The organism is Vibrio azureus (assembly GCF_002849855.1).
Taxonomy (GTDB): domain Bacteria; phylum Pseudomonadota; class Gammaproteobacteria; order Enterobacterales; family Vibrionaceae; genus Vibrio; species Vibrio azureus.
In genome coordinates this window covers 2,543,576-2,566,201 of the sequence record NZ_CP018616.1, presented here as the reverse complement: position 1 = coordinate 2,566,201, position 22,626 = coordinate 2,543,576, and the positions used below count along the sequence as shown (strand labels likewise).

The window sequence follows — 22,626 nt, the reverse complement described above, 5'->3', positions numbered from 1 at the left end:
TGTCGCTCACCTTTTTATTTACAGAACTTCAGGCAATGTTTAGACGAGGGCCTCAGCGGCTCTGCGCGCCAAATAATATTTTGTGCCGAATAAAAGGATAGAGAAATGAAACATCCGATTGAAAAACTCGAAAGCATCATGGCTCAGTTACGCGATCCCGAGGCGGGTTGTCCCTGGGACATCAAGCAAAACTTCGACACAATAGTGCCGCATACCATTGAAGAAACTTATGAAGTTGTGGACGCGATTCAACAGAGAGATTGGCCCAATTTACAAGAAGAATTAGGTGACCTCCTTTTTCAAGTCATTTTTTACAGCCAGCTTGCTAAAGAGCAGGGATTGTTTGACTTTTCTGATGTAGTGGAAGGCATCAATGGCAAGTTGACCCGACGTCATCCTCATGTTTTTTCGGATGAGCCCTTGCAATCAGAAGACGAAATAAATGCACGCTGGGAGCAAGAAAAAGCAAAAGAAAAAGCACAATCAGGCAAAGTAGAAAAAAGTGTTCTAGACTCAATACCGAATTCACTTCCGGCACTTTCTCGGGCAACAAAAATCCAGAAAAAGTGTGCTCAGTACGGCTTTGATTGGGACACATTAGGGCCTGTTGTTGATAAGGTGAAGGAAGAGATAGATGAAGTCATGGAAGAAGTATTGCAAGTGACACCTGATGAGGACAAGGTTGAACTCGAACTTGGTGATTTGCTGTTTGCCACTGTGAATCTGGTTCGGCATTTAGGTAAAGACCCAGAGGTTGCACTTGCAAAGGCCAATATTAAGTTCACCAAGCGTTTTAATGGAGTGGAAACTAAAGTTGCGCAGCACGGAAAAGGCTTAGCAGACTTTACTCTAGATGAACTCGATGCGTTTTGGGATCAAGTTAAACAAGAAGAGCGTGTAAAATCATAGGCAAACGCGACTTTGATTTGAAGCAAAAAATAAAAAATGGCAGTGTGATAGATTTCACGTTGTGGCGGTTAGGAGCTTCTGGTATATTTATGTCCCGTCCAGAAGAAATCCATTTCCCTCATTCAACCAATTTCAGGTTAAACATGACGACAAACTACATTTTTGTTACTGGCGGGGTCGTATCCTCTCTAGGTAAAGGTATTGCAGCTGCATCTCTTGCGGCTATTCTTGAAGCTCGTGGCCTTAAAGTCACGATGATGAAACTTGACCCATACATTAACGTTGACCCGGGTACAATGAGCCCAACTCAACACGGTGAAGTATTCGTTACAGAAGATGGCGCAGAAACTGACCTTGATCTTGGTCACTATGAGCGTTTCATCCGTACCAAGATGACAAAGCGCAACAATTTCACTGCTGGTCGTGTTTACGCTGATGTTCTACGCAAAGAGCGTCGTGGTGACTACCTAGGTGCAACGATTCAAGTTATCCCGCACATCACTAATGCCATCAAAGATCGTGTAATTGCAGGCTCTGAAGGCCACGATATCGCTATCGTTGAAGTGGGTGGCACTGTTGGTGATATTGAATCTCTACCGTTTATGGAAGCTATCCGTCAGCTAGCGGTTGAGCTAGGCCGTGAACGTGCAATGTTTATGCACCTAACGCTCGTTCCTTACCTAGCAGCCGCAGGTGAAGTGAAAACTAAGCCAACTCAGCACTCTGTAAAAGAGCTACTGTCTATCGGTATTCAGCCAGACATTCTTGTTTGCCGCTCTGATCGCATGATTCCTGCGAATGAGCGTAAGAAGATTGCCCTATTCTGTAACGTTCAAGAGAAAGCCGTTATTTCAATGAAGGACGTAGATTCAATCTACAAAATCCCTCAATTGATTAAAGCTCAAGGTCTTGATGATCTCGTCTGTTCACGCTTCGGTATCACAGCTAAAGAAGCGGATCTTTCTGAGTGGGAACAAGTTATCTACGAAGAAGCGAACCCAACAGGTGATGTCACGATTGGTATGGTCGGTAAATACATCGAACTACCTGACGCATACAAATCAGTGAATGAAGCGCTTAAACATGCAGGTTTGAAAAACCGCTTGAATGTCACAATCAAGTACGTCGACTCGCAAGATGTCGAGACAAAAGGCGTAGAAGTTCTTGAAGGTCTAGATGCAATCCTAGTACCTGGTGGCTTCGGTGACCGTGGCATCGAGGGTAAGATTCGCGCGGCACAGTTCGCTCGTGAAAACAAAGTCCCTTACCTAGGTATCTGTTTAGGTATGCAAGTCGCTCTCATTGAGTACGCGCGTAATGTAGCGGGTATGGAAGGTGCGCATTCAACCGAATTTAACAAAGAGACGAAGTACCCTGTTATTGGTTTGATTACCGAATGGGTAGACGGTGAAGGTAAAGTCGAAGAACGTACTGAAACATCTGATCTTGGCGGGACAATGCGTCTTGGTTCTCAGCTATGTCACTTAGAAAAAGGCACCAAAGCCCGTGAGCTTTACGGCAGTGCGACAATCCACGAACGTCACCGCCATCGTTACGAAGTGAACAACGTGCTTCGTCCGAAAATTGAAAAAGCAGGTCTGAAAGTATCAGGTCTGTCTTCTGATAAGAAGCTTGTGGAAATGATTGAAAACCCAGCGCACCCATGGTTCGTTGCGGCTCAGTTCCACCCAGAATTTACCTCGACACCTCGTGATGGTCACCCATTATTTGCAGGTTTCGTTAAAGCTGCGGGTCAAAATGCTCGCGGCGAATTTGAGAAGTAAAAGGATACGGGCGGTAGATTAAGTCTGTGCTACTGCCCTTTCAAATTGACATTTATATTTGAACGAGAGGAAACATCAATGTCTAAGATCGTTAAAGTTCTAGGTCGTGAAATCATCGATTCACGTGGTAACCCAACTGTAGAAGCTGAAGTACACCTAGAAGGCGGTTTCGTAGGTATGGCGGCAGCACCATCTGGCGCATCTACTGGTTCTCGCGAAGCTCTTGAGCTACGTGACGGTGACAAAGCACGTTTCCTAGGTAAAGGTGTTCTTAAAGCTGTTGAAGCTGTAAACGGTTCAATTGCTGAAGCTCTAATCGGTAAAGATGCAAAGAACCAAGCAGCTATCGATGCAGTGATGATCGACCTAGACGGTACTGAAAACAAGTCAAACTTCGGTGCGAATGCTATCCTAGCTGTTTCTCTAGCGAACGCTAAAGCAGCTGCAGCAGCAAAAGGTATGCCTCTATACGAGCACATTGCTGAGCTAAACGGCACAGCGGGTCAATTCTCAATGCCTCTACCAATGATGAACATCATCAACGGTGGTGAGCACGCAGACAACAACGTTGACATCCAAGAGTTCATGATCCAACCAGTTGGTGCTAAGACTCTTAAAGAAGGTCTACGTATCGGTGCGGAAGTATTCCACAACCTAGCTAAAGTTCTTAAGTCTAAAGGCTACAGCACAGCAGTGGGTGACGAAGGTGGTTTCGCTCCTAACCTTAAATCTAACGCTGAAGCTCTAGAAGTTATCGCAGAAGCGGTTGCAGTTGCTGGTTACGAGCTAGGTAAAGACGTTACTCTAGCTATGGACTGTGCTGCATCTGAGTTCTTCGACAAAGAAGCGGGCATCTACAACATGAAAGGTGAAGGTAAAACGTTCACTTCTGAAGAGTTCAACCATTACCTAGCGGCTCTCGCTGAGCAATTCCCAATCGTTTCTATCGAAGACGGTCTAGATGAGTCTGATTGGGCTGGCTTCAAGCACCAAACAGAACTACTAGGTAACAAGCTTCAACTCGTTGGTGACGACCTATTCGTTACTAACACTAAGATCCTTGCTGAAGGTATCGAGAAAGGCGTAGCTAACTCTATCTTAATCAAGTTCAACCAAATCGGTTCTCTAACTGAGACTCTAGCTGCAATCAAGATGGCTAAAGATGCAGGTTACACAGCAGTAATCTCTCACCGTTCTGGCGAAACTGAAGATGCAACTATCGCTGATCTAGCGGTAGGTACAGCTGCAGGTCAAATCAAGACGGGTTCTATGAGCCGTTCTGACCGTGTTGCTAAGTACAACCAACTGATCCGTATCGAGGAAGCGCTAGGTGAGCGTGCTCCTTTCAACGGTCTTAAAGAAGTGAAAGGTCAAGCTTAATTCTTGGTTGAATTGATCGCTTAGATTCATTTCTTATTTTAACGCCCCGCACTTGCGGGGCGTTTTATTTTTATCAGGATAAGTTTATATTCACTGTCATTTATTCTTTGTTATTGAATCTTTTGCACTTTTGTTAGCTTATGTACCGAGAGCCACGTTTATCCCCTAGAGGCAAACGTACATTTATGCTATATATGTCAACTTATCTATTCCCTTCTGGTACAGAATGTTAGCAATGATATGCGAATCTTTGTTTTAGCCCTCATGTTACTGTTTGCTTGGCTTCAATACACTCTATGGTTTGGTAAAAACGGAGTGTCAGATTTCTATGCAGTAAAAGATGAAATTGAAGCTCAGCAACAAGTAAACAGCAAATTGCAATCTCGTAACAATGAGATGTTTGCTGAAATCGATGATTTACGTCAAGGTCTGGATGCGATTGAAGAGCGGGCACGCCATGAGCTTGGTTTAGTCAAAGATGAAGAAACGTTTTACCGAATCGTTGGAGAGGAGTCGCATTAAATGTTAGAGCCGAACGAGTCGTTTATTGCCATTGTTCCAGCCGCTGGAGTGGGCAGTCGTATGAAGGCAGACCGACCTAAGCAATATCTATCGATTGGGGACAAAACGATTCTTGAACACACGGTAGAGAAGCTCCTTAGACACCCAAGAATTTCCAAGGTTGTGATTGCAGTAACGGAAGGGGACCCCTATTTTTCTGAACTGACGATTGCTCAGCACCCTGATGTTATTCGTGTTGCTGGCGGCAAAGAAAGAGCAGACTCTGTCTTATCGGGGCTAAAATATATAAGTCGTCACTTTGAAAGTGAGTGGGTTCTTGTTCATGATGCTGCTCGCCCTTGTCTACTTGCTGCAGATCTTGATCGTTTAATCGAGTCATGCCTTTCACAGCCGTGGGGAGGGCTACTTGCTTCGCCTGTACGAGATACGATGAAACGTTCTAATTCACAACAACAGATCGAGCATACCGTGGATAGACAGTCGTTATGGCATGCTTTAACACCGCAAATGTTCAAAACCCAGAGCCTGACAGATGCATTAGACGATGCCCTGAACCACAATATTGCCATCACCGATGAAGCATCAGCATTGGAATATGCAGGCAAACAAGTGGCGTTAGTTCAAGGCAGCGCCAGCAATATAAAAATTACTCAACCTGAAGATCTGCTTTTAGCTGAATTTTATCTTAGTCTTGAGTGCAGTGAGTAAATAAGGATACAAAATGATTCGAATTGGTCATGGCTTTGATGTGCATAAATTTGGTGGTGAAGGCCCAGTTATCATCGGTGGCGTCGCGATCCCTTACCAGCAAGGTTTGATTGCGCATTCTGACGGCGACGTGGCGCTGCATGCTCTTGCTGATGCGCTACTCGGTGCGATTGCTGCAGGCGATATTGGTAAGCACTTTCCTGATACGGATGAAAAATGGAAAGGGGCAGACAGCCGCGAATTACTCAAAGATGTTTATCGCCGAGTACAAGAGCAGGGTTATCGCCTAGGTAATGCCGATATTACTATCATTGCACAGGCACCAAAGATGGCCCCCTATATTGATGCGATGTGTGCGGCAATTGCTGAAGATTTAGCAACCGACATCAGCAACATTAATGTAAAAGCAACGACGACAGAGCGTCTTGGCTTTACAGGACGTAAAGAAGGCATTGCAACGGAAGCCGTTGTACTTCTGTTCAAACAATAACAAGTAATGTGCTTCCCTAAGCGGCAGCAGCGGAAAATAGACATGTCAGATATTTTATCCTCATTGGCTTACTTGACAGGTAAGCCAGTAGCCTCTGCAAAAATCAAAGTGCAACCCGAGCATTTTCAGGTACGCGAAGATTTAGGATTTGCCTTTACAGGTGAAGGTGAGCATTTAATGGTTCGAATCCGTAAGACGGGTGAGAACACCAGCTTTGTTGCTAACGAATTAGCAAAAGCTTGTGGCGTTAAGTCGAAAGACGTGAGCTGGGCAGGCCTTAAAGATCGTCATGCCGTAACTGAACAATGGTTAAGTGTTCACTTACCAAAAGGTGGCACCCCTGACTTTTCAGCATTTTTGGCTCAATACCCAAGTATCGAAATTCTAGCAACGGCTCGTCATAATAAAAAGCTGCGCCCAGGCGACTTAGTTGGGAACGAATTCGTTGTTACTTTGTCTGAAGTGACTGATTTAGAGGATGTTGAGCAACGTCTTCAGCAAGTGAAACATCTTGGTGTGCCAAATTACTATGGCAGCCAGCGCTTTGGCAACGATGGCAACAACCTTGAAGAAGCGCGTCGATGGGGACGCGAAAATGTTCGTACTCGTAATCAAAATAAGCGTAGCATGTATTTATCAGCCGCTCGCTCGTGGATCTTTAACCGTATTGTGTCAGCTCGTTTAGAGCAAGGTATCTTTGATAAGTTTATCGAGGGTGATATTGCCAAGAAAAGTACCGATCTTGAGTCAGTTGATATAAGCAATATTGCAAAACTGCAAGCGCAATTTGCTCAAGGCGAAGTGGCCATTACAGCAGCGCTTGCCGGTGATAATGCATTGCCCACTCAAGGGGATGCACTTAATTTAGAGCAGCCATTTTTAGATGATGAACCTGATTTGATGGCGCTTATTCGTGGTAACCGCATGCGGCATGAGCGTCGTAACATTGCATTGAAACCCAAAAATTTATCTTGGTCTATCGATGGCCAAAATATTACGCTAACGTTCTCACTGGATGCAGGGTCATTTGCGACTTCAATTGTTCGTGAGTTGGTCATAGAAGAAAAGGTAGAAAGAGAATATTAATGGAAATGGATTCACAAAACGCGAAGCCATTAAGAATACTGCTCAGTAATGATGATGGTGTTCATGCGCAGGGAATTCACGCGCTTGCTGAAGAGCTGAGAAGCATTGCTGAAATTATCATTGTTGCACCAGACAGAAATCGTTCTGGTGCTTCAAACTCTTTGACGTTAGAGCAACCGCTCCGAGTGAACGAGATCGCCCCAAATATATTTTCAGTGCAAGGGACCCCAACGGATTGTGTCCATTTTGCCCTGAATGAACTCATGAAAGATGCTTTGCCTGACCTTGTTCTATCTGGCATCAACCATGGTGCTAACCTTGGGGACGATGTCTTATACTCCGGTACGGTAGCGGCTGCAATGGAAGGGCATTTTTTAGGGGTGCAGTCTATCGCATTTTCCCTAGTTGGTACTCAACACTTTGCTTCTGCCGCGAAAATTGCTCGTCAACTTGTAGAGCAGCACTTACTTAACCCTATTCCAACCAACCGCTTATTAAATGTGAATGTGCCAGATCGCCCACTTGATCAACTAGGCCCAATCGAAGTCACACGTTTAGGCGCTCGTCACCATGCTGAAAACATGATTAAGCAGAAAGACCCACGAGGTCATGATATTTACTGGCTTGGTCCTCCGGGCAAAGAACAAGATGCTGGTGCTGGAACCGATTTTTATGCGATCGAGAATGGCCGAATTTCAATGACACCACTGCAAGTGGATCTCACGGCTCATGAATCACTTGGTGCAATGGATGGTTGGTTAAAGGAAGAGAAGTGATGAGTAACCCCCATGCAGATAGGTTGATCGAATTTCTTATCGCCAATGGTATCAAGGATCAGCGTGTTCTAGATGCGATTTACCATTTACCGCGCGAACATTTTGTATCGCAAGCCATGGTGCACCAAGCTTATGATAATAATGCGCTGCCAATAGGGCATGGACAAACGATTTCTCAGCCTTATATTGTGGCAAAAATGACCGCTTTACTGGAGTTGACGGCAGAGTGTCAAGTGTTAGAAATTGGTACTGGGTCAGGATATCAAACGGCAGTGCTCGCTCAAATGGTCGCTCATGTCTATTCCGTTGAAAGAATAAAATCTCTTCAATGGGAAGCAAAGCGTCGCCTCAAACAGCTGGACCTTTATAATGTGTCTACTAAACATGCTGATGGTTGGTTAGGCTGGAAAGCAAAAGGACCCTTTGATGCAATCATTGTTACGGCAGCGGCAGAAACGATTCCTCAAGCACTTCTAACCCAATTAAAAGTGGGAGGCAAAATGGTGATACCCGTCGGGGAGCAACAGCAGCAACTCATCAAAATAGTGCGAACCGAGGAGGGGTATCTCTCGAGTATTGTTGAGACGGTACGTTTTGTTCCATTGGTAGCAGGTAATTTAGCTTAAGGGTAACAAGTTTGGTGATTAGGTTATTGCAACGTCTGGGTATTATCTGTTTATTAGCTACGGGGTTGGTTGGCTGTGCGGCTCGTTCTCCTGCCCCTGTATCTAGCTTAAACAAGGATTACTCCTTGGTAGAAAGAGGCAGTTACAAAGGCAGTTACTACCAAGTTAGAAAAGGTGACACACTTTACTTTATAGCGTACGTCACAGATAAAGATGTAAATGACCTTATTCGTTACAATGATTTAAGCCTGCCTTATACGATTTATCCCGGTCAAAAGATCAAACTTTGGGCGCCAAAATATGTTGCCCCGAAATATGGCCATAAAGCGGAACCTGTTGTTTTAGCAGCCGTGGTGCCACCAGTTCCCCCTATTACGAAAACCGTGGTTCCTGCACCATCCACTAAACCGATTAGACCTTCTAAGCCTAAAGAAACAACAGTAAAACCTCACGAGATTAAAAAAGAACCACCCAAGAAGGTTGAACAATCGAAACCAAAGGAGTATGTTGGGACAAAAGGTAATCAGAATGTTAAACCGAAACCGCCAACACCACCTAAGCAAAATGACAAGGTCTCTAAGTGGTTATGGCCAACAAAAGGGAGAGTAATTAGGAATTTTTCTGCGGGTGAACAGGGAAATAAAGGCTTAGACATCGCAGGAAAGCGTGGTCAGCCAATCGTATCTACCGCAGCAGGCACCGTTGTTTATTCAGGTAATGCGCTACGAGGTTATGGCAACCTTATTATAGTGAAGCATAACGATAATTATTTAAGCGCATACGCACATAACGATAAACTGCTGGTGTCGGAAGGGCAAAGTGTGAAAAGCGGACAAAAAATCGCCACCATGGGCAGTTCCGGCACGAAATCCGTTAAGTTACATTTTGAAATTCGCTATCAAGGTAAATCGGTGAATCCAAAGCGCTATTTGCCTTAAATTAATATTACTTGCGACATATTTAGCGACATATAGAGTTGTCATGTCTTGCTAACTCGCCAGGGGGAGGCGTTATGAGTATCAGCAACACAGTCACCAAAATGGATGAATTTGACTATAATAAAGACCAAGATAACGGTTCTGACATTGAAGTCAATAAGACATCATCAGAAACCAAAGCCGACGCTCGAGAGGAATTCGATGCGAGTACGAAAAGCTTAGATGCTACCCAGCTTTATCTAGGCGAAATTGGTTTCTCTCCTTTACTTACCGCAGAAGAAGAAGTGCTTTACGCCCGTCGGGCTCTACGTGGAGACGAAGCGGCTCGTAAACGTATGATTGAAAGTAACCTACGTCTAGTGGTTAAGATTTCACGCCGATACAGTAACCGCGGTTTGGCCCTTCTTGATCTTATTGAAGAGGGTAATCTAGGTCTGATCCGTGCTGTAGAGAAATTTGATCCTGAGAGAGGTTTCCGCTTTTCAACTTATGCGACGTGGTGGATTCGTCAAACCATCGAACGAGCGCTAATGAATCAAACACGAACGATCCGTTTACCTATTCATGTCGTTAAAGAGCTGAACATTTACCTGCGAACGGCACGTGAACTTTCTCAGAAGCTTGACCACGAGCCAACCGCTGAAGAAATCGCATCGCAGCTGGATATTCCTGTTGAAGATGTGAGTAAAATGTTGCGTCTCAATGAGCGTATCAGTTCCGTTGATACACCGATTGGTGGTGATGGTGAAAAAGCACTTCTCGATATCATTCCAGATGCTAACCACTCTGATCCTGAAGTCTCCACACAGGATGACGATATTAAATCTTCTTTGATCCATTGGTTGGAAGAGCTTAATCCAAAGCAAAAAGAGGTCCTTGCGCGTCGTTTTGGTTTGCTAGGTTATGAACCATCAACACTTGAAGAAGTTGGTCGAGAAATTGGGTTAACACGTGAGCGAGTGCGTCAAATTCAGGTAGAAGGGCTGCGCCGCCTAAGAGAAATCTTAATTAAGCAAGGTTTGAACATGGAAAACCTGTTTAACGTAGAAGAAGATTAACTTTATTCAATCAGTGCTTAAATAGTCAATCATTGGTCATATAGCTTGCTGTTAAAAGCTATTTAATCACTACCTTACTTCTACTGCAAAAAGTATAAAGGCTATGGGTTTAACCATAGCCTTTGTTGTTTACGATGCTTACTAGAGCATACTCTTTAAGCGATAGAGTTCCTCTAACGCTTGACGCGGAGTCAACTCATCTGGAACCAGATTAGATAGCGCTTGTTCTACCTCACTCGGTTCAGGAATCAGACTCAACTGATTCGCAACATCAACACGATTCACTTTAGTAGAGTCTTGCCCCTGTCCAAGTTGTTCTAACTGAGAAAGTTTGTTACGAGCATTTTTTATGACAGCTTTAGGCACTCCAGCTAGGCCTGCGACGGCTAAACCATAGGATTTACTGGCCGCTCCCTCTTGGACAGCATGCATGAAGGCGATACTGTCGCCATGTTCGACCGCATCTAAATGAACATTGGCTAGGTTTGGCAGTTGATTCGGCAACTCAGTTAATTCAAAGTAATGCGTTGCGAAAAGCGTCATCGCTCCAATTTTTGTTGCAAGCCATTCTGCGCTAGCCCAAGCAAGAGACAAACCATCATACGTGCTGGTTCCTCTGCCGATCTCATCCATTAAGACTAAGCTATTTTTCGTTGCGTTATGCAGAATATTGGCTGTTTCTGTCATTTCAACCATGAACGTAGAACGCCCTGATGCCAGATCGTCAGAAGCACCGATACGAGTAAAGATACGATCAAGTGAGCCAATGTGAGCAGCCTCGGCAGGAACGTATGAGCCGATGTGTGCCATCAGTGCGATTAAGGCGGTTTGACGCATGTAAGTTGACTTACCACCCATGTTTGGACCCGTAATAATGAGCATTTTTCGTGTGGTACTCAGCTCGATTGGGTTCGCTATAAACGGGTCACTGGTCACTTGCTCAACGACAGGGTGACGACCCGCTTGAATTTTTATTCCGGCCTGCTTATCTAGAACAGGGCGGCAATAGTCGAGGGTGTCGGCGCGTTCTGCGAGGTTTTGTAACACATCCATCTGTGAAATCGCGGAAGCAAGGTTTTGCAGCTGTTCAAGGTGTGGTAATAACAGATCAAACAATCCTTCCCATAGCTTTTTCTCTAGAGCAAGCGCTTTTGATTTCGAGTTAAGTACTTTATCTTCATGCTCTTTTAGCTCAGGGATAATATAGCGTTCTGCATTTTTGAGCGTTTGACGACGGATATAATGTGGAGGCACAAGGTGGCTTTGACCACGGCTAACTTGAATATAAAATCCGTGAACATTGTTATAACCCACTTTTAGCGTATCGATACCATGACGATCACGTTCATCGGCTTCTAACTTATCAAGATACTCAGTGGCGCCATCGGCCAGCTTACGCCACTCATCGAGTTCGGTATCATAACCTTCAGCAATCACACCTCCATCACGAATAACAACGGGTGGATTCTCTTTAATTGCCCGTTCTAGTAAGTCACATAGTTCATCCATTGGAGAGGCATACTGCGCAAGCTTGACAAGATATGGGTGGTTTAAAGTAGCGGTCACCGAGGCTAACTCAGGCAATTGTTGCATCGCATGGCGAAGACGTGCCATGTCACGAGGTCGAGCAGAACGAAGCGCGAGTCGCGCCAAAATACGTTCAATATCGCCGATTTGTTTGAAAACAGGTTGAAGATCGATAAATAGGTTTTGCTCTTTTACTTCACTGATTGCATCTAAACGGTTGTTCAAAGTTTCAATACAGCGCATAGGCTGATGCAACCAACGTTTCAGCATACGGCTGCCCATTGGTGTGGCACAGTGATCTAAAACATCGGATAAAGTATTGTCTGTGCCGCCCGAAAGGTTTTGGGTAATTTCTAAATTACGACGCGTTGCAGCATCGAGAATCACCGAGTGATCTTGGCGATCGAACGTCAGAGAACGTATATGAGGGAGCGCGGTACGCTGCGTGTCTTTAACATATTGAATCAAACACCCTGCGGCACATAATCCTAAAGAAGCGTGTTCGACGCCAAAGCCAACCAAGTCACGAGTGCCAAACTGCTGATTCAATTGTTGCTTAGCGGTATCCAGTTCGAACTCCCATACCGGGCGACGACGATTACCGTTACGACTAGACATCAAATCTACGGGTTCAAAGTCCTCAGGGAACAGTAACTCTCGTGGTGCGGTACGTTGCAGTTCTGCCGCCATGGCCTCACTGGTTTCTGGTTCGGTCAGTTGGAAGCGTCCAGAAGTGATGTCTAAGGTTGCGTAACCAAACTTGCCATTGTGATGATAGATAGCAGCAATTAAATTATCGATGCGCTCAGAGAGTAATGCTTCGTCTGTGACTGTACCCGGCGTGATAATCCGGACGACCTTTCGTTCAACGGGACCTTTGCTGGTGGCTGGGTCACCAATTTGTTCACATAAAGCGACGGACTCTCCCAACTGAACGAGTTTTGCTAGGTAACCTTCTACTGCATGAAATGGAACACCTGCCATTGGAATAGGTTCACCTGCTGAAGCTCCTCGTTTAGTTAACGATATTTCCAGCAGTTGTGAAGCTCGCTTGGCATCATCGTAAAACAGCTCGTAAAAATCCCCCATCCGATAGAACAGCAAAATATCGGGGTTCTCAGCCTTAAGCTTGAGATATTGCTGCATCATTGGAGTATGTTTTTGCGTCAAGGTAGTGGAGGTCACGAGGTTTTCCTTGTTGTTCATTTTTATGCTTAAGAAGCCTTACAGCAGGGTATACCCAAGCAACCTCGCACTTTGGTTGCGGGTTACCGAATCAAGCGCCTTAAGGTCACTTGGGTATACAAGGTAGGGTGAATGATATTAATCAGGCCGCCAGAAAGCAACGATAGTTTTGTGTTGAAGGCAATGCCGCTTTGAATTAAAGGGCGAGCGGCTTTAACTCTAAGACTTTGTTAATGATTCTCAATGTATACCCAAGTGACTTCAAGATGCTTGATTCAGAGCGAGGTCACTGAATCGAATTCAAGGAAGACAACGAAGCGGAATAGCCGGCTCTTTCCAAGTTGTCTGACGCAAGAAGTCGGCTCAGTGACACGCTCCCAAAGGGCGAGCGGCCTTAACTCTCAGACTTTGTTAACGATTCTCAATGTAGAGCCACTATATCTTCGAATCGTTGCCGCGCCTGAGAGTTAAGGTCATCTCGCTGAACGCAGCATCTTGAGGTTACTTGGGTATAGAACCACTTTATCTTCGAATTGTTGCCGTGCCTAAGAGTTAAGGCTATCTCGCTGAGCAAAGCATCTTGAATTTACTTGGGTATATTGTGAAGTTAATGCACTTTGAAAGGCGGTTTGAATTTATTTTGTATGATTAATTTTGTATCCTAATCAAAAGCAAGTTTTTATCAGAACGCTAGGTTTTCTATAACGCGTCTCTTTTTATCTTTATTTGTAAAATAACAATCAAACGAAGCTGTCATGGCGGTGGCTTTGTCATTTCTTATTATTTATATAGTGCGATTTATAGTTGGACAAAAGTATGAGCTTAAGTGATTTCCTTTCCATTTTAATATCATTTCCTACAAATGTATTTTTTATTCCATTTGTTGTCTTTTTTATCATTATGCTAATTGACATGCTATTTGATATATTTGACGGCGTATTGGGTGAATTAGACGTCGTTGACCTAGATAATATGAATGGTGGCGTATTCATTTTGCCACCTATATTAACGAAAGTGCCTCTTCCTATAGCTTTGTGTGTCAGTTTCTTTTGGGCTACTATATTCGAATATTATTTGGATACTTATTTACTAAGCAATTTTACATCGACAATTGCTCTTGTTTCGGGAGTGGTCTCGTTACCTATCATTGCTTACTTAGCGCTGTTAGTCTCAGCGTTTCTGCTTAAGCCTTTGGCGCCTTTTTTCAATAAAGAGAACTCTTTTGCAACGATTGATTATGTTGGCTTAAGGGGAAAAGTGCTCAGTAGTACTGTCAATGCAGACACGGGCGGCGAAGTCACTGTCATTCACAATGGCAATGAAGTGCTTTTGGATGTGTTCTCTGAAGGAGAGCAAGAAATACACTATGGAGACGAAGTTGTTATCGTTTCTCAAATTAATGATTCGCAGCATTACCTTGTTGCAAAAATATAAAATAAATGAAGCCCTTTAAGGAGTTGGTTATGGTTTTCTCTCCCAGTCTGATATTCATTCTCGCTGGAATCGGTTTGTTTTTGTTGGTTCTTGTGTTTTTGACCAGTCGCTATAAAAAAGTGAGAGTAGAAGGTGAAGCTCTTATTGTGAATGGTGTGGATCGCACACGTGCATCATTGACAGGTACTTTTGTTTGGCCAATTGTCAATCGCTATGAATATATGGATATTACTCGTAAGAAAATTTCAGTTGTTCGTAGTGGAAGCAAAGATCAAGAAGGTGAAGAATATGAAGGCCTTCACTGCCGAGATAACATTCGTGCCGATTTAAAAGTAGATTTTTATATCGGTGTTAATCATGAAGAAGATGATATTGTTCGTGTAGCAAAACTGTTTACGGCTTTTGATGCTTCTAATATTGAACGTCTAAAAGAGCACTTCCAACCAAAATTTTCTGAAGCATTGAAAACGGCGGTGAAACAGTTTGACTTTGAAGAGCTGTTGACCAACCGTCGCGCATTTCGTGATGCAGTTGTGCAAGTTATTGGCAGTGAAATGGACGGTTTTAAAATTTATGATGTGGTAATTGATAAGATCGACCAAACCTCACTAGAAGCACATAACCCAGATAATATTCTGGATGTTGAAGGTATCCGTAAGATCTCATTAATCACAGCACAAAAAAATACGGAAACCAATGCGATTCGCCAAGATGAACGCACTACGATTAAAAAGAAAGATGTAGAAGCAGAAGCTAACCGTCTACAACTGGTAAAACAAGAAAAAGAGAGCATCGCTCGTATCAAGAGAGAAGTCGACATTATCGAAGCTCAGGAGCATGCTCTTTCTGAAGAAAAACGCCAAGAATACGAGCGAGTTGCATCCATTGCCAAATTAGACACTGAAGAAGAAGTCGCGAAAAAACGTGAAAGTGTTGAAATGGAAATAGAAATGACGCGTATTGCTAATCAGCGTCAAGTTGCGATTCAAGGTGAAGAGTTAAGCCGAGCTGTTGAAACAGAGAAGGTTCGTACTTCTTCAGAAGTCGCGCAACGCGAAATGGAAAAAGAAACCGTTGTTGAAGAAGCGCTAAAATCTGTCGCTGAAACTCGTTCTCAACGTGTGGAAATTGAACGTAAGATTGCTCGTGAAGAAGAAGAGACAGAAAACTTACGTGTTAACGAACAGGTTAACCGTAAAAAACGCGTTTCTATGGTTGAAGCAGAAGCCGTAGCCGAAGCGAAGCAACTAGAATTACTGGTTGCAGCAAGAGCAGAAAAAGAGGCGGCAAAAGAACAAGCTGAACGTTTGCTGATTGAAAAAGATGCTGAGCTTAAAGTGAAAACACGCGATGCTGAAAATGAATTAGCCGTGAAAACTCGAGAAGCGGAAGCGGCGCATATTGTCGTGACCAAGAAAGCGGATGCAGATAAAGTGGCTCGTCAACGTTATGCTGAAGCGGAACTTGAAGCCTCTTCGAAAGAAGCTGAAGCGCAATACCTGTTGAAAGAGCGTGAAGCGGCAGCAAAAGAGCGTATGGCTCAAGCTGAAAAAGAGCATATTAGTGCTACTGGCCTTGCTCAAGTTGAAGTAGACCGTGAGCGAGCACTTGCCATCAGAGAAACGGGTGAAGCCGAAGCTTACACGTTACAAAGCGCGGGTGAAGCCGAAGCTCAAGCATTACGTGCCAAAGGGTTGGCTGAAGCAGAAGCCCAGACAGCTCGTTTTGAAGCGGCTCAGCAATATGACGATCAAACCCGTGAACATGACAAGTGGGTTATGCAACTGCAACAAGAAAAAGAGCTTGATTTGGCACGTATTGATGCACAAAAAGCAGTGGCAGCAGAAAGTGCGAAAGCGTTGGCACAAGCACTCGCAGCGGCTGATATTAAACTCTTTGGTGGTGACGGTATGGAACAAATTCGTCGCACAGTTCTTGACTCAGCGACAATGGACGTGAAGTTTGAAGAGTCTAAAGTACTCAACCCACTGGTTTCTGAGTACGTTGATGGTAGTCGTAGCCTACCTCAAGACATCAAAGACATTCTTGAAAACACTGAATTAAAGAGCAGTGATTTAAGTAATGTTGCTTTGGCTGGCTTACTGAACTCACAAGGCGGAGCGGCAGAGCTTCTAAAGAAAATTCAACAGTCAGTTGGCAACGTGTCATCGACTGAATCTTAATTCTCTCCAATCTCGAGTCAAACACCCGCACTGACAGCCTGTTAGTGCGGGTTTTAAAGGTATAAGCATGTCAGAAAATACTCAGCAAGCTGTCACCGAGAGCGGTGCATACGAAGTTCTTAAATCCCGACTCTCACAGCAAGGCAATACTCTTAAAACCCTCTCACAGCAATTCAATCAGCAACGTCAATCTGTTTTTGGAGGACAGGAGCTTTCTCTAATCGGTAAGACCAATGTTCAAACCGAATCTCGCTGTATTCCTGTCGATATGGCGCAAGTGAATCAACAATTGTTGTTTGGCTATGAAGTGCGTGTGGGGATGAAAGCACAGCCGTCATTGGAAGATGTTTTCGGCCTTTATCAATTGCATGAAAACGATGGTTCGTTTCGTGTTGAGCCACTCGGTTTAGACAACAGCTTCCTTTCTGATGACTGGTTCTTACATGAATTCACGGAACTCTTTACTTACTACCATGATGCGAGATTGTCACAAATTTCGCGTAAGGAAAACACGCTCTACATTGCATTCCAAATTGGTATGCGAGCGGAAGATCGTAAGGTGTTTCGTTTTCAGATCAACAAAAATTCGATCGAGTATCTTGATTCATTAGGTCATCAGTCTCTTACATCTGCTAATCAGCATGATTTTGAATGGACGGAGACAACTCGAGAAGATCATGTGCTGGGTAAACACCCTCATGTGTCAATCCAAGATAAGTTATTTGTTGAATGTATTGGCGGTGACTTAACCATTAAAGTTGAAGACAATACTGAAGATGGCAAAGGCGTCTATCGAGAAGAAGTGGAAGATCCTCATCAAAGTGTTGCCGATGCAAAGATCTCGTATGCATTTATTGGTGAATTAATTGCATTACGTATTACTCCAAATCGAGAAAAAAACGCGCGCTACTTCTTGTATAACCCTTTGAATCAATCGGTGGCTCGGATTGCTGCTTTAGAAACGAGCGCGAAAACATTACCAGAGGACCATGGTGTTCTTTACTCTCATGGTTACGTTTTGGCCAATGGTGAAAAAAAAGAGTTTGATTTACCTTGGACTAACTTAAGGTTCTTTAAGAAAATCGTTTCACCAAATGGTGAAGACGTCATGTATTTCTTTTTTGATGTATTGAAAGGGTATTACGTTATCTACACCTACAATATGATCGAAAAATCGTTTTCTGCACCGATGGAAAGTCATGGCTATAGCTTGTATCCAGATGGTCGCATGTTAGTGTTTCAGTCGTCTGAAAACGAAGAGGCGTCAACAGTTCATCCGTTACGTATTTGGGAAACCCCTTTCTCTACAACAGAGTTCTACAGTCGTAATAATGCGAGCAATGATGCTTCTAGCCCACTATTTAACCTTGGTAATGCGGAATTAGTACGCGCGCTTTCTTCTGTTCTATCGATTTGTCATTTTGCTTCGACTGAAGAAGTGACTCAAGCGGCGTATGAAGCACTACTTAAACAGTGTCAAAGTACACTGGATCATTACCATTGGCTTGCTCATGATTATGCACTAGGACTCGGCGATGCAATTCAACAAGTCATGGGAACGGCTGATCATATCATTGATGAATTTGCCAAAGTACAGCAGTTGCAGTTACATGCACAACAAGCATTAGACGCTGAATCCAGTGAAGTTGCTGCTTTGATTAGCCAAGTTAAGCTTGCCGCTAAAGATCAAGCCGCCGCATTGCTTACTTTGTTAGCGAACGTCAAGGCCCAAGTTGGCAGGGTCATGGCTTTGCGTCAGCAGCATTATATGGACATCCCAAGAGTGGATGAGCTATGTGAACGCTTAGATCAACAACGGCAATATTTAAATCAGCAGTTGCTTGAATTATTGCAAGATGAAAAAGCCTATCTGCCATTTAAAAACCAGATCCAATTGGTCGAAGAACAGTTAGAAACCGTTGATAAAACATCGGTCATTCAAGAGTTGCAAGTTCAGATTGATTCCCTGAGAGAGGAATTACAATTAGTCACAGAAGAAGTGACAGATATTGAAACTGAAGATCCCACTCAATCGACAAGAATCCTTGATTTGACGACTGAAGTCTCTTCCATGCTGAATGCTGTAGCGGCAAAACTACGTAATAAAAATAGTGGGTTACGTAGCGATGAGGCCAAAGCTGAGTTTAGTGCGCAATTTAAATTGCTCGCACAGTCGGTTAACAGTGCAATGGAGCAGGCAACCACGCCGGATGAATGTGACAATCAATTAGCAAAACTGATTACTCAACTGGAAAAGTTGGAGTCACGCTTCGCAGACTTTGATGAATTTCTTGGCGAAATTTATACCAAGCGAGATGAAATACAGTCGACATTAGAGAACCATAAACAACAATTGGTGAGTGCACAGCAACGACGGATTCAAAACCTATTGCAAGCGGCCAATGTGACGTTCAGCAGCATCGAAAAGAGAGTGGCAAGGTTTGATGATGTCGCGGCGCTCAATAGTTATTTTGCAACGGATACGATGGTCCTGAAACTGCGTCAACTGTCTGACTCTATTCGGGATCTAGGTGATAGTGTTAAAGCAGATAGCCTCGATGCAAAATTAAAGTCTGTACAGGACCAAGCGTTACGTTCTCTACGCGATAACCAAGACATTTTTGAAGAGGGAGGGACGATTCTTCGCTTAGGTAAACATCGTTTTAGCGTTAACCAGCAAGCTCTCGATATTACTTTGGTTGAAAACAATAATGTATTAAGTACTCATATTTCAGGCACGGATTTTTATCAGCCGATTGATGACGAATCTTTCTTGGCCTTACAGAATATTTCCAAACTCGATATTGCCTCGGAAACGGAGACCCTGTATCGGGCTGAATATCTCGCCTACTTAATGCTGTATGCTGCAATGAATATGGTCGATGGCGTTGATATTCCGGCTTTATTACAAGCTAGAAAAAACGGCGAGCTACTTAGCCTCGTTCAGCGCTTTGCTGCACCAAGATACAAAGAAGGATATGTGAAAGGCATCCATGATCACGATGCAGAAAAAATCCTTAACCAGTTACTTCCGGTGTTTGAGCAAGCGGGTCTACTTCGCTTTAGTCAACAAGCTCGAGTGACGACATGGATTTGGCTCATGGTACAACCTAACGATGTATTAGAGCAGTGGAAGAATAAAGCCCATAATGCCCATTTACTCAAGTACCATCTGAAATCCACTGAAGCGTATCAGGCACTACAAACTCAATTAGAGCAATCTTTGCATGCGGTCGAAGGGAGTGCGCTATCTGAAGCCAGCGATTATTTGATTCAGCTTTTAGCCCAAACGGCTTACCAAATTGAAGTGAGCCGAGATGGCCTAGAGTTATGTGAAGAGTACCTTCAATTTAGGCGCAGTTTGGGGTGGAAAAGTGAATCCCTATCTCCTGCAGTGAGTTTAGCCGACCATTCTCAATGGTTAAGAGCCTATGTTGAACAAAATCAGTTAAGTCAGGCCTTTGTCATCGAAGCTGCGGCCATTGCAGTATGGAAAGAACAGCAAGAGGCATCACTGAGCCCTGTCGGCTTTTCACTCACCTGCCAAGTTGAAGGTTTATTAGGTGAGCACGCCAAGCTTGAAAAAGGAACGTTGAACTTAGTCTTAGATGATTTCTTGCAACGCTGTGAATATCACCGCAGTCAAACGATTCCACAATTTGAAGCTTACCTTGAACAGCGAGCATCTTTATTACAACAGGCCAAATCATCTTTTAGATTGAATGAGTTTAAGCCTCGACCACTGACCTCTTTTGTGCGAAATAAGTTGATCAGTGAAAGTTATTTACCTTTGATTGGCGATAACTTTGCAAAGCAAATGGGCACGGTTGGAGACAGTAAACGAACTGACTTGATGGGTATGCTATTACTGATCTCTCCACCTGGTTATGGTAAAACCACTTTAATTGAGTATGTGGCGCATAAACTCGGCCTTGTTTTCATGAAGATAAATGGCCCTTCTCTTGGCCATAATGTGACGTCTTTGGATCCAAAGGAAGCGCCTGATCAAAACGCAGCTCGAGAAGTCGAAAAAATCAACCTTGCTTTGGAAATGGGCAACAATGTTTTGCTCTACTTGGATGATATTCAGCATACTAACCCAGAGTTTTTGCAAAAGTTTATTTCGCTTTGTGATGGAACTCGACGTATTGAAGGTATCTGGAATGGGGAAACCAAAACCTATGACATGCGAGGTAAAAAGTTTGCCGTCGTAATGGCCGGAAACCCTTATACTGAATCTGGTGATATGTTCCGAATCCCAGATATGTTAGCTAACCGAGCTGATATTTATAACCTAGGCGATATGCTCTCTGATCAAAAAGAGGCATTTGAGTTGAGCTTTATAGAGAATGCTTTAACTTCACACCCTGCGCTTGCGCCTTTAGCTACTCGTGACCTTAATGATTTATATCGTTTTGTCCGCATGGCAAATGGTGAAGGATTACCGTTAAGCGATATGTCTCATTCTTATTCTGCGACAGAGTCTGCTGAAATTGTTTCAACGTTACAGAAATTACTTACAGTTCAGCAAACCGTGCTTAAGGTAAACCAACAATATATTGCTTCTGCAGCTACGGCCGACCAGTATCGTGTAGAGCCACCGTTTAAGTTACAAGGCTCTTATCGGAATATGAATAAACTGACCGAAAAAATTTCGTCAGTGATGACGCCTGAAGAGTTACAAACTTTACTTCAGGACCATTATCAAGGTGAAGCACAGACCCTCACCAATGGTACAGAAGAGAACTTACTCAAATTGGCACAACTTCGCGGCGAAATGACCGCTGAGCAGCAGGCTCGTTGGGGTGAAATTCGTGAAAGTTACCAGCGTAACCAACTGATGGGAGACTCAGAGGATAGAGCCGGTCAAGTGGTGCAGCAATTGGCAGCCCTGAATCAAACCATTAATCGAGTGACACAAAAATTTGGAGATAATCCCCATGACTGATCTGACCCAAACAAGTGAACTTGTTGAACCTGAACTTTCTCCACGTGTGATCGAGTTAGCTCAAAGCTTTGACCCATTTGATAGTGTAGCGACCATCACGTTCGGTAAGGAGGCTTTGCAAAATATTACGGCATTTTCTGATAATGTTCTGCAGCAGATTCGAGTGCGTGAAACGGGTGAAGCGGGAGAAATCTTACAATCTATGGTTACGGCCATGAGTCGTTCAGAGTTTAATTACTTAAAAGATAAAAGTTTCCTCGCCAGTTTGCCTTTAATTGGTGAACTGTTTGATTCATTCAAAACATTTGCAGAAAGCTTTGATTCTGTAAAGAAGAGCCTTGATAAACTGACCAGTCAGTTAGAAGCACAAGAGGCGGTATTAGCGCATGATATCCAGAGGCTGGATACGCTTTACGAAGAAAACCTGCAACTCTTGAATGGGTTGGATGATTTCATTGCGGCGGGTAAATTTAAGTTGCAGCAGATAGAGCAGCAAGTATTACCTGCTTTGCTCGAACAAGCAGAGCAGTCTCAGGATCCACTGGCTGCTCAGAAACATCGCGATGCTATCCAAGCGCAGGCTCGTTTAGAGAAACGCGTCCATAACCTTGAGTTGACACGTATGGCTGCGATCCAATCTGCGCCACAAATTCGCCTTTCTCAAGAAGGCAATAAAATGTTGATGGAAGATATTCAAGACATCGTGCATAACACTTTTCCACTTTGGAAACGTCAATTTTTAATTGCAATCTCAAACTATGAAAAAGAGAAAGCCTTAAAAGTCACTCGCGCTGTTAAAGACTATACCAACCAGCAATATGTGAAGAATGCAGAAAAACTGAAAGTGCTTGAAACACAAATTTCTGAAAACTATCAGCGTGGTATTCTCGATTTAGAATCTTTAGAGACGGTCAACAAACTGACGATAGAGACGCTCAACAGCACGTTATCTCGTGTCAAAGAAGGTCGAGAGCAAAGAGAACAGGCTCAAAAAGTGATCCAAAAAGCAGAACATGAGTTGAAAGAAGCGTTATCACAAACTCTTTAAAGTTAAGCCTTGTTGTTCTAATAG

Annotated in this window: 15 protein-coding genes and 2 pseudogenes; 16 read left to right on the top strand and 1 reads right to left on the bottom strand. The window is 43.7% G+C overall.

What is annotated here, in order from left to right; genetic code table 11:
- Positions 1 to 105 precede the first annotated feature (105 nt).
- From mazG to rpoS, 12 genes and pseudogenes are all read left to right on the top strand, one after another.
- Positions 106 to 909 carry a nucleoside triphosphate pyrophosphohydrolase gene (gene mazG / locus BS333_RS11575; protein ID WP_021710312.1) on the top strand — a complete coding sequence of 268 codons (804 nt, stop codon included), beginning with the start codon at positions 106 to 108 and terminating at the stop codon, positions 907 to 909.
- A 143-nt stretch (positions 910 to 1,052) separates the two neighbouring features.
- Positions 1,053 to 2,693: a CTP synthase gene (locus tag BS333_RS11570; RefSeq protein WP_033003975.1), complete on the top strand. Its 1,641-nt coding sequence runs from the start codon at positions 1,053 to 1,055 to the stop codon at positions 2,691 to 2,693.
- 78 nt (positions 2,694 to 2,771) lie between these two features.
- Positions 2,772 to 4,073: a phosphopyruvate hydratase gene (gene eno / locus BS333_RS11565; protein ID WP_021710314.1), complete on the top strand. Its 1,302-nt coding sequence runs from the start codon at positions 2,772 to 2,774 to the stop codon at positions 4,071 to 4,073.
- A gap of 240 nt (positions 4,074 to 4,313) precedes the next feature.
- Positions 4,314 to 4,595 (top strand): cell division protein FtsB, encoded by a 282-nt coding sequence (gene ftsB / locus BS333_RS11560; RefSeq protein ID WP_021710315.1) that lies wholly within the window; start codon positions 4,314 to 4,316, stop codon positions 4,593 to 4,595.
- Positions 4,596 to 5,303, top strand: coding sequence for a 2-C-methyl-D-erythritol 4-phosphate cytidylyltransferase (gene ispD / locus BS333_RS11555; RefSeq protein ID WP_021710316.1), 708 nt, complete (start codon positions 4,596 to 4,598; stop codon positions 5,301 to 5,303).
- A gap of 13 nt (positions 5,304 to 5,316) precedes the next feature.
- Positions 5,317 to 5,793, top strand: coding sequence for a 2-C-methyl-D-erythritol 2,4-cyclodiphosphate synthase (ispF, locus tag BS333_RS11550; RefSeq protein WP_021710317.1), 477 nt, complete (start codon positions 5,317 to 5,319; stop codon positions 5,791 to 5,793).
- Between the two features lie 42 nt (positions 5,794 to 5,835).
- Positions 5,836 to 6,879, top strand: a complete 1,044-nt coding sequence (gene truD, locus BS333_RS11545) for a tRNA pseudouridine(13) synthase TruD (protein WP_021710318.1) — start codon at positions 5,836 to 5,838, stop codon at positions 6,877 to 6,879.
- Positions 6,879 to 7,655 carry a 5'/3'-nucleotidase SurE gene (gene surE, locus BS333_RS11540; protein ID WP_021710319.1) on the top strand — a complete coding sequence of 259 codons (777 nt, stop codon included), beginning with the start codon at positions 6,879 to 6,881 and terminating at the stop codon, positions 7,653 to 7,655. Before truD ends, surE begins: the two co-directional genes overlap by 1 nt.
- Positions 7,655 to 8,281, top strand: coding sequence for a protein-L-isoaspartate(D-aspartate) O-methyltransferase (locus tag BS333_RS11535; protein ID WP_021710320.1), 627 nt, complete (start codon positions 7,655 to 7,657; stop codon positions 8,279 to 8,281). Before surE ends, BS333_RS11535 begins: the two co-directional genes overlap by 1 nt.
- 14 nt (positions 8,282 to 8,295) lie before the next feature.
- Positions 8,296 to 8,629 (top strand): annotated as a pseudogene (locus tag BS333_RS22620) (LysM peptidoglycan-binding domain-containing protein); the annotation flags it as partial.
- 110 nt (positions 8,630 to 8,739) lie between these two features.
- Positions 8,740 to 9,219 (top strand): annotated as a pseudogene (locus BS333_RS22615) (peptidoglycan DD-metalloendopeptidase family protein); the annotation flags it as partial.
- A gap of 74 nt (positions 9,220 to 9,293) precedes the next feature.
- Complete coding sequence (gene rpoS / locus BS333_RS11525) at positions 9,294 to 10,277, top strand: RNA polymerase sigma factor RpoS (protein WP_101903896.1); 984 nt, start codon at positions 9,294 to 9,296, stop codon at positions 10,275 to 10,277.
- Positions 10,278 to 10,418: 141 nt separating this feature from the next.
- Here rpoS and mutS read toward each other — a convergent pair whose 3' ends face one another.
- A complete protein-coding gene (gene mutS, locus BS333_RS11520; protein WP_050567990.1) occupies positions 10,419 to 13,010 on the bottom strand; it encodes a DNA mismatch repair protein MutS in 2,592 nt (863 codons plus the stop codon).
- A 795-nt stretch (positions 13,011 to 13,805) separates the two neighbouring features.
- On the opposite strand from mutS, the gene BS333_RS11510 reads away from it, so the two are divergent.
- The 4 genes from BS333_RS11510 to BS333_RS11495 all read left to right on the top strand — a co-directional run bounded on the left by BS333_RS11510 (position 13,806) and on the right by BS333_RS11495 (position 22,602).
- Positions 13,806 to 14,423 (top strand): hypothetical protein, encoded by a 618-nt coding sequence (locus BS333_RS11510; protein ID WP_021710325.1) that lies wholly within the window; start codon positions 13,806 to 13,808, stop codon positions 14,421 to 14,423.
- A gap of 29 nt (positions 14,424 to 14,452) precedes the next feature.
- Positions 14,453 to 16,606, top strand: a complete 2,154-nt coding sequence (locus BS333_RS11505; protein WP_021710326.1) for a hypothetical protein — start codon at positions 14,453 to 14,455, stop codon at positions 16,604 to 16,606.
- A gap of 67 nt (positions 16,607 to 16,673) precedes the next feature.
- The gene (locus BS333_RS11500) at positions 16,674 to 21,554 is read left to right on the top strand and encodes a DNA repair ATPase (RefSeq protein WP_021710327.1); all 4,881 of its coding nucleotides are present in this window, start codon (positions 16,674 to 16,676) and stop codon (positions 21,552 to 21,554) included.
- On the top strand, positions 21,547 to 22,602 hold the full coding sequence (locus tag BS333_RS11495) for a toxic anion resistance protein (protein WP_021710328.1): 1,056 nt from the start codon (positions 21,547 to 21,549) through the stop codon (positions 22,600 to 22,602). The genes BS333_RS11500 and BS333_RS11495 overlap by 8 nt, the downstream gene beginning before the upstream one ends.
- The last annotated feature ends 24 nt before the right edge of the window (positions 22,603 to 22,626 follow it).

What these genes read in the sequence shown, in the direction of transcription:
- ftsB (WP_021710315.1), top strand. Translation starts at nt 4,314, where the DNA reads ATGCGAATCTTTGTTTTAGCCCTCATGTTACTGTTTGCTTGGCTTCAA.
- BS333_RS11535 (WP_021710320.1), top strand. Translation starts at nt 7,655, where the DNA reads ATGAGTAACCCCCATGCAGATAGGTTGATCGAATTTCTTATCGCCAAT.
- ispD (WP_021710316.1), top strand. Translation starts at nt 4,596, where the DNA reads ATGTTAGAGCCGAACGAGTCGTTTATTGCCATTGTTCCAGCCGCTGGA.
- truD (WP_021710318.1), top strand. Translation starts at nt 5,836, where the DNA reads ATGTCAGATATTTTATCCTCATTGGCTTACTTGACAGGTAAGCCAGTA.
- BS333_RS11510 (WP_021710325.1), top strand. Translation starts at nt 13,806, where the DNA reads ATGAGCTTAAGTGATTTCCTTTCCATTTTAATATCATTTCCTACAAAT.
- ispF (WP_021710317.1), top strand. Translation starts at nt 5,317, where the DNA reads ATGATTCGAATTGGTCATGGCTTTGATGTGCATAAATTTGGTGGTGAA.
- mazG (WP_021710312.1), top strand. Translation starts at nt 106, where the DNA reads ATGAAACATCCGATTGAAAAACTCGAAAGCATCATGGCTCAGTTACGC.
- BS333_RS11500 (WP_021710327.1), top strand. Translation starts at nt 16,674, where the DNA reads ATGTCAGAAAATACTCAGCAAGCTGTCACCGAGAGCGGTGCATACGAA.
- eno (WP_021710314.1), top strand. Translation starts at nt 2,772, where the DNA reads ATGTCTAAGATCGTTAAAGTTCTAGGTCGTGAAATCATCGATTCACGT.
- BS333_RS11495 (WP_021710328.1), top strand. Translation starts at nt 21,547, where the DNA reads ATGACTGATCTGACCCAAACAAGTGAACTTGTTGAACCTGAACTTTCT.
- mutS (WP_050567990.1), bottom strand. Translation starts at nt 13,010, where the DNA reads ATGAACAACAAGGAAAACCTCGTGACCTCCACTACCTTGACGCAAAAA.
- BS333_RS11505 (WP_021710326.1), top strand. Translation starts at nt 14,453, where the DNA reads ATGGTTTTCTCTCCCAGTCTGATATTCATTCTCGCTGGAATCGGTTTG.
- BS333_RS11570 (WP_033003975.1), top strand. Translation starts at nt 1,053, where the DNA reads ATGACGACAAACTACATTTTTGTTACTGGCGGGGTCGTATCCTCTCTA.
- rpoS (WP_101903896.1), top strand. Translation starts at nt 9,294, where the DNA reads ATGAGTATCAGCAACACAGTCACCAAAATGGATGAATTTGACTATAAT.
- surE (WP_021710319.1), top strand. Translation starts at nt 6,879, where the DNA reads ATGGAAATGGATTCACAAAACGCGAAGCCATTAAGAATACTGCTCAGT.